This window comes from Kroppenstedtia sanguinis, assembly GCF_050433445.1.
Classification (GTDB): Bacteria; Bacillota; Bacilli; order Thermoactinomycetales; family DSM-45169; genus Kroppenstedtia; species Kroppenstedtia sanguinis.
In genome coordinates this window covers 1-7,679 of the sequence record NZ_JBNPXF010000044.1, presented here as the reverse complement: position 1 = coordinate 7,679, position 7,679 = coordinate 1, and the positions used below count along the sequence as shown (strand labels likewise).

The 7,679-nt window shown below is 48.4% G+C and carries 6 protein-coding genes; 5 read left to right on the top strand and 1 reads right to left on the bottom strand.

Annotation, left to right across the window (positions count from 1 at the left end):
- The first annotated feature begins 223 nt into the window (after positions 1 to 223).
- Positions 224 to 1,411: an MFS transporter gene (locus tag JOD24_RS15890; protein WP_429247337.1), complete on the top strand. Its 1,188-nt coding sequence runs from the start codon at positions 224 to 226 to the stop codon at positions 1,409 to 1,411.
- Positions 1,412 to 1,931: 520 nt separating this feature from the next.
- Entirely contained in the window at positions 1,932 to 2,750 is an 819-nt protein-coding gene (locus JOD24_RS15885; RefSeq protein ID WP_429247336.1) for an SPL family radical SAM protein, read from the top strand.
- A 34-nt stretch (positions 2,751 to 2,784) separates the two neighbouring features.
- Here the strand turns inward: JOD24_RS15885 and JOD24_RS15880 are convergent, their stop codons facing one another.
- Positions 2,785 to 3,237: a ferritin-like domain-containing protein gene (locus tag JOD24_RS15880; RefSeq protein WP_380163729.1), complete on the bottom strand. Its 453-nt coding sequence runs from the start codon at positions 3,235 to 3,237 to the stop codon at positions 2,785 to 2,787.
- A 770-nt stretch (positions 3,238 to 4,007) separates the two neighbouring features.
- Here JOD24_RS15880 and JOD24_RS15875 point away from each other — a divergent pair.
- The 3 genes from JOD24_RS15875 to JOD24_RS15865 all read left to right on the top strand — a co-directional run.
- Entirely contained in the window at positions 4,008 to 4,640 is a 633-nt protein-coding gene (locus JOD24_RS15875) for a TetR/AcrR family transcriptional regulator (RefSeq protein WP_380163731.1), read from the top strand.
- Positions 4,641 to 4,846: 206 nt separating this feature from the next.
- Positions 4,847 to 6,679, top strand: coding sequence for an AMP-dependent synthetase/ligase (locus JOD24_RS15870; RefSeq protein WP_380163733.1), 1,833 nt, complete (start codon positions 4,847 to 4,849; stop codon positions 6,677 to 6,679).
- 611 nt (positions 6,680 to 7,290) lie between these two features.
- Positions 7,291 to 7,679, top strand: a 389-nt coding sequence (locus JOD24_RS15865; protein ID WP_429247335.1) for an aldehyde dehydrogenase family protein, incomplete at its 3' end; no start/stop codon positions are given.

Here is a 7,679-nt window from a genome sequence, read left to right as displayed (position 1 = left end):
CCTGCCCGATGGTCAGATTTGGAGCGGCCAGTTTTCACTTCCTTGCCGGATGGCAACGGTCGCGTGGGTGAACACGATCTCCCCACCCAAAATATAGCTAATCAACACGCCTGATATTTTATACCCAAAATTATTTCTTATTTTTCCAACCAGAAGCCTAGACATCGTGCGTCTCTTCCTCTATAATATTTTTTTTGACAGAAAGGAGGGGTTTGAAATGACCATGAAATTCTCTAGAAATATGATTTTATCCATATTTATGATTGGTACCTTTGCGATTGGCATGACAGAATATGCAGTAACCGGATTATTGACACAATTTGCCGCTGATCTGGATGTAGCAGTTTCTACAACTGGATTACTACTCAGTGTTTATGCTATCAGCGTTGCGGTCTGTGGTCCGCTGCTTCGGATGCTGACGGTTAAATTTTCACCGAAGCCATTGTTAATCGCATTGATGTCCATTTTTATAATAAGTAATATCATTGCTGCAACGGCCCCTACTTTTGAGATACTCCTTTTATCACGGCTACTTTCTGCATCTATGCATGCACCGTTTTTTGGTCTAAGCATGAGTATGGCAGTCGACATTTCTCCAGCCCATAAACGCACGGGCGCAATTGCTGCGGTACAGGGGGGACTTACCATTGCTGTGATGCTTGGCGTCCCGTTTGGCTCCTATATTGGCGGATTGCTTGATTGGAGACTCGTATTCTGGTTTATTACCCTGATGGGAGCAATTAATTTAATCGGTCTTCTGGTAGTTACACCTGATAGGAAACAAAATGAAGTCCCTAAATTAAAGAATGAATTAGCCGTATTGAAAAATAAAAATGTCTGGATGCTGATTGCAGTCATTGTTTTTGGTTTTTCCGGTGTCTTTACTGCTTATACGTTTACTGAGCCGATGCTGAGGGAGCTTGCCGGTTTTGATGTAACTAGGTTAACCATCGGATTATTCCTATTTGGACTCGGCGCTGTTATAGGAAACTTTGTCTCTGGAAAAATCCAGCCGGAAGTATTGACAGAGCGTCTGATTATGTCCATAGCAATCTTAGGAATCGTGCTGATCAGTTTCACATTCCTATTAATGAATCCTTTCCTCACTTATATAGCTTGTTTCCTATTTGGCGCCGGAACGTTTGGTACGACACCGATATTAAATGCGAAAATTATTCTTGCAGCTACAGAAGCACCAGCCTTATCCGGAACGATTGCTGCATCTGTATTCAACCTAGCAAATTCTATCGGCGCAACGTTAGGCAGCCTACTGCTCACAAATCAGTTTTCATTCAGAGAAATCACTTTTGTTGCTGGAGGGATGATTTTGTTTGGTATGATTCTGATGGTTGTAACGCATAAAGTAGAGGATAAATCTTTATTTGCATCTCCTGGAAATGCTTACAAATAAATGGAGAAAGGACGGCCATATGGGTTCGTCCTTTTTTTGATAACAACGAAGAAATGCAGTTAAAATGCTTTTTATAAGCAACATAGGTTTTCCAAATGTCCTATCTCAATTTATTATAAAGAGTAGTTCGAAAACTCCTATTTAACAATCCTCCAATTTGTCTCTTTCTCTAAGGTTAATTCATACTGTGAAAGCTGTATGGCTTTTACGCTTCATCTAAATACTTCACCGTAACCCAAGCTTTAATCTGGTTATCTTGTGAACCATAAAGTGGATGATGGGAACGAAATGACTCTTTTGCTCTTCCCATTGCTCCCATCGTAAAATATCGCTTGAGGGGACGGGATGGTGGGACGGCTACGATCTCTTGCATTGAACTCAAAGGCTCTTCACCGCCCCACCATCTCGACCTTATTTGCCACCTAAAATATGGATGATCAACAGTGTCTGACAAAATCTAAATCCTGGGTTGTGTCTTTTACTCTTTTCTCCGTAACCATCACCAGTTGGAGGGATCCCTGTGAAAAGTCAGTTTTTCCACAAGTACCCGAAGTCACTTCTCAATAAAGGAACCGGCTTTTTGGCCAGTTACAGCCATTCCCTCAATCCCTATGCAGGTTGTTCATTCGGGTGTTCCTACTGTTATGTACGGCAAATGCCAGTCTCCCTTTTCCGCGGAGAAGAATGGGGAACCTGGGTGGATATCAAAAAAGGGGCAGCGGATCTCCTGCGTAAAGAGCTGGCAAAGGCGAAACAAAAGGGAAAAGTGACGATCTTCATGTCATCCAGCACCGATCCCTATCAACCGATCGAATATCAAGAAGAGGTGACCCGGTCCCTATTGGAGGTGATGGTGGAAGCTCCCCCTGATTTCTTATTGGTGCAGACGCGAAGTCCATTGGTGTACAGAGACATCGACCTGTTCCTGCGCCTGCAGGATCGTGTCCGGGTCAGCATGACCATCGAGACGGACCGGGAAGAGATTCGCAAGCATTTTACACCGGGAGCCCCGCCGATCGCCGGCCGTTTGAAAACACTGCAACGTTTGGCGGATGCGGGTGTACCGACCCAAGTCGCGATTGCTCCGGTGTTGCCCAGCAGTGAAGCGTTTCCAGCCCAATTGGTCGGTCGTGTGCGTCGGGTTTGTGTGGATGATTATTTCATGGGGGATGGCAGCGGAGGCAAACGGACTCGAAAATTAGGATTGTATTCGCTGTATGAAAAGCTCGGCTTGGAAGAATGGGTTAATCCTGCCGCCTGGCGGATCGTTTACGATCGGCTGCAAGAGGTTTTTCCCGATGATCAGGTTTATGTGAGTCAAGCGGGGTTTGTCCCATAAGAGAGAAGGAACTCCGCGGTGAATCTGCGGAGTTTCAGTTGCTTTTCAGACAGTATTGTTTGGTCCAGAAGAATAAAAACCAGACGGCATGTCTCTGTTCGTCCTGAGCCGCTCGCATGTATGCCTGCTTGATATAGGGGGTGAGGGCTCGATCGGCGATATGGAGATAAAAATCAACCGTTTCCTGTTCGTCTTTTAGTGCAAACTCCAGGGCTTCCCGATAGTTTTTCGGACAGGGTTCCGGAGTGATTTCAGGGGGTTTTTGACCAGTAAGACTGATATAGATGTTGACGAAGGTGTGGTAATGACGAATCTCTTCCTGCCGGATTCCAAGAATTTTTTCCTTCTGTTGCACTGGGGCCATCTCCGCGATCTGGGCGTAGCAGGTGATCGCATTGTACTGCCCGTTGATCGATTTGACAATATCCTGCAACAGGATAAGGTCCGGGTTTTTGCTAGGCGCGATATATAGATGGGGAAGATGCATTTGTTACCTCCTCTGAACCATCTTTATCCTATTGTATGGACACATGTGTTGGATGGTGTGTCTATGGCCCAGGGAATTTTATATCTTGAGGCAGGGCTGTTGATTAACCAGAAAATGGACAGCGGAAAGGAGTCGTGTGCTGCCATAGCGAGACCTGGGAGCGGAAGCGACCTTGGCGAGACTTGTACCCTATGGGTGCAAAGCGACCTTTGTACCATGGGCACTACAATCCAAAGGAGCTGAAGCTCTAGATGAAGGTAGCCATCCTACCCAGCGGAGAATCTGGAGGGAGGGCGTTTTGGGGCAACATCTTCCCTGTGTTGCTTCCGTAAGGCTTTGCCCCTGTCCGATCGGAAGATTTGGAGCGGACAATTTTCACTTCCTTGCCGGATGGCAACGGTCGCGTGGGTGAACACGATCTTCCCACCCAAAATATAGCTAATCAACACGCCTGATCTTGAGGGGAAATGATCCTTTCAGTCCAAGGTGATGGTAATCATGCGCAATTTTCTAAAACAACCGTATCGGGTCCGCTTTCGTGCTGGTTGTAGGTGGAAAGGCCCCGTCGCTTGGAAGAGGAGCGCCGGTTGAATGTGGATTCGACCGTTGGAGTGTGAAGGGATTTTCGTGGGAGGTGGCAAAAGCATCTCCCATTTGCTTTTTCCTCAAACCGGGGGAGAATGGTATTTTTGCACTATTCCGTATTGACCCGCTGTTTTCTCTGCAGTAAAATACGTGTACGTACTGGAGTCGAAATGGGAGTGTGGCGCATGAAACCGCTGTTGTTTACCCGAGAATTGCCAGATCAGCCCAAGGATAAGATCTTGTACTCCGCGATGCACCTGTTTGTATCAAAGGGGTATAAAGAGACGTCTATTCTGGATGTAGTGGGGAGGGCCCGAATCTCCAAAACCACTTTTTATAACTTTTTCCGAAGTAAGGATGAATTGTTAGCCCGCCTGTTCGATCAATTGGCTGGCGAATTTCTGCAAGAAGTGGAAAAGGCGATTCAGGCTGAAAGGAAGGTGGCTTATAAGGGATATGCGGGGATCCGTCGGTATATGAAATTGTGCAACGACCATCAGGAAATTGCCCAGGTGCTGTTAATCACCTCTGTGGGAATCAGCCCAGAGGTGGAAGGAGTCCGGCGAAAGGCACACCTTCGTTTTGCCGGGATGATCCATGATACCGTCCGGTCCATTCTACCTGATGGCATTTCCGATTCCGAGATGAATTTGGTCTCACAGGCGATGGTGGGGGCGATTCATGAGGTGGTGATCCAGCGTCTGATGAGCGGAGAGGAGGAAGTCGAAGTGGAGTCTGTGGCCCGCCTGCTCAACCGAATTGCCGTAGGGTCCTTCACAGCTCTGGCTTTGGATCGAAATTCGCTTTTACACAGATAATTCCAAAGACAAACTGCAGATGATCCCAATAGTCCCAAATCGATCGGTGTCAAAAAAGGAAAAAAAGAAAGGTCCCTGACGTAAATATGAATATCCCCGTCTTTGAGAGAGATTCCCCTTTGAAAAAGATTGTAACCGATTGCAAGTGAGAGAAATCAAAGGTGGAGTGAAAATCATACGTATCCATTGGAATTGGAGGCGGAATGATGTCCAGTAACCTGTTGGCGATGGTGTGGCAGACGGTGGAGCGTGGACCCGACAGAAAGGTACTGATGTATAAGGAAGGAGGGGCTTACCGGTCGATCACTTACGGGGAGATGTGGGAGCAGGTGAGGGAGACTGCCGCCGGGCTCGCCTATCTTGGCGTAGAGCCGGGAGATAAGGTGGCGATCCTCTCCAACAACAATCCGATGTGGCCAGTGACAGACCTGGCAGTAGCTAGCCTAGCGGCGGTCAGCGTCCCGATCTACCCGACGCTGACGGCGGATCAGGTCCAATATATTTTGAAAAATGCCGATTGTCGGACAGCTGTGGTGGAAACAGAAGACCAACTCCACAAAATCCGATCCACAGACGCAGAGGTATCTCACCTCATTGTGATGAAACCCACCCCTGATTTGTCAGAAGGGGAAGGGCTGCTCTCCTTTGATTCGGTTCGAGAAGTAGGGCGGAAACATCCCCGGAGCGACTGGGAGGATGGGTGGAGGAGGATTGGAGGGGATCAGCTCTTCACCATTATTCACACCTCGGGCACCACCGGTCCTCCCAAAGGGGCGATGCTGACTCATCGCAATTTGTTGGCCAATATAGAGGGGGTTCAATTCTGGATTGTGGAGTTGGTCCCCGAAGATGTGTGTCTTTCCTATTTGCCTCTCTCTCATGTGTTTGAGCGAATGGCGGGACAGTTCGTTCCCATGCGGGCGGGAGCGACGATCGCATACGCGGAAAGTATCGATACCATTGAAGAGAATCTCCTCGAAGTGCGTCCCACGGTGATGACCACGGTACCCAGGCTCCTGGAAAAAATTTATGCCAAAGTACAGGAACAGATGGCATCGGCATCTTCCCTCAAACAGAAAATTTTCAACTGGGCGGTGGATGTGGGGCGCAGACGCTATGACGTTCTTGTTGAGGCACGGATGGATTTGCTATTGAAGGGAGAATCTATGCCTTCCGATCTCAGACGAAAATTCACCCTAGCAGATCGACTGGTCTTCCGGCAGATCAAAGATCGGGTCGGCGGACGATTGCGAGGCTTGGTTTCAGGAGCAGCCCCCCTCAACCCGAAGATCGCCCGCTTTTTCTGGTCGATCGACATCCCGGTTTTGGAAGGCTATGGCTTGACGGAAGCTTCCCCTGTCATCTCTGCCAACCCGATGATGCGTTCCAGAATCGGTACGGTAGGCAAGCCCCTTCCCAATCTGGAAGTGAAGATGGGTCTGGATGGAGAAATCCTGGCACGGGGGCCAAGTATTATGCAGGGATATTACAAAAACGAGGAAGCTACCCGGAAAGCGATCCAAGATGGGTGGTTGCATACCGGTGATTTGGGAGAATGGACGCCCGATGGTTTCTTGCGGGTTGTCGATCGGAAAAAGAATCTGATCGTGTTGTCCACGGGAAAAAATGTAGCACCCCAGCCGGTAGAAAACCATATCACCAACAGTCGGTATATCTCTCAGGCAGTTGTGATTGGAAATGGGCGCAAGTATGTGATCGCCCTTGTCGTTCCTAACTATGAAAATTTGCTTCCTTGGGCTGGAAAACGCAGTCTTCCGGAACAAGATCCAGAAAATCTGGCAGAACACCCAGAGGTGAAAGGTCTTCTGCAAAAGGAAGTGGATAAGTATACCAAGGGATTCGCCGCATATGAAATTCCTAAGAAAACCATAGTCTGCGGCAAGGAATGGTCCATCGAGGGTGGCGAGTTGACACCGACTCTAAAAGTGAAGGTGAATGTGGTGGAGGAGAAATACCAAGATCTGATTGAAGCGGCTTATGCCGAGGCGGCAGCTTCCAAAATGGAGACGATTTCCTAGAAGTTCATCCTTCTCTCCAAGATAATTGAGTTTTCACTCGATACCCTCATAAGCGATTATTATAAATAGATGTGTTTCAGTTTGCCGCAGAGGATCGTAAAGCTATGCCCCGCACGGCGCTTTACCGTGAGGAGGATGGGTGGGTTGGATTTGCTGGGCCATCGCTTCCTGATGACCCTGAGCATCTGTGATCCTAGAAGCATAGTGATTTTGGTTTTGGACGGTGGGGATGGGGTTCACCTATCGTTCCGTTGTTCTAGCAAGCCCAAGTCACTCCATGTGAAACCTCCACCCTCTCTCTGGGAACGGTTTTTCACAACGCTTCTAGGATCTCTAGTTATTCATGGGAGTCTCTGTCGGGGGAATGTTCTCCGATCTGGATACATATCCTTATCTCGGGATAGGAGGTGGGGGAGGATCCTATAGAACGGACAGAGACACACCATATTGGAAGCGAATGTAGAATTGCAGTCCTGGACCCCAGCGAAAATAGGGTTGACAAAATATTTGAAACAGAGGAGGATCTAGTGTTCCTCTGTTGAAGCCTTCCAAGGGACATCCATGTAAAGATCTCGTTGTTTCCAAATCGAACAGAGGAGGAATGAGCAGCGATGAGTGTGACGTTATCCAGCTACAAAAAGCCGAATACGGAGGGAAGCCCGGTTCAGTACAAATCCCGGTACGAGAATTTCATCGGGGGGGAGTGGGTACCTCCAGTGGGAGGAGAGTATTTTGATAATCCTTCTCCAGTGGATGGAAAAGTTTTCACCCGGGTTCCCCGTTCCAAGAAAGAGGATATCGATCTGGCTGTTGGCAAAGCCCATCAGGCTCGAGAAAAGTGGGGAAATACGTCGGCTGCCAAGCGGAGTAAAATTCTCCTGAAAATCGCTGATCGCATCGATCAAAACCGGGAGATGCTGGCCCTCTCCGAAACCTGGGACAACGGAAAACCGATCCGGGAGGCATTGGCCGCCGACCTCCCCCTAGCGGCCGATCACTT

Coding starts and splice junctions, on each gene's coding strand:
- JOD24_RS15880 (WP_380163729.1), bottom strand. CDS start 3,237: ATGCATCTTCCCCATCTATATATCGCGCCTAGCAAAAACCCGGACCTT.
- JOD24_RS15890 (WP_429247337.1), top strand. CDS start 224: ATGAAATTCTCTAGAAATATGATTTTATCCATATTTATGATTGGTACC.
- JOD24_RS15875 (WP_380163731.1), top strand. CDS start 4,008: ATGAAACCGCTGTTGTTTACCCGAGAATTGCCAGATCAGCCCAAGGAT.
- JOD24_RS15870 (WP_380163733.1), top strand. CDS start 4,847: ATGTCCAGTAACCTGTTGGCGATGGTGTGGCAGACGGTGGAGCGTGGA.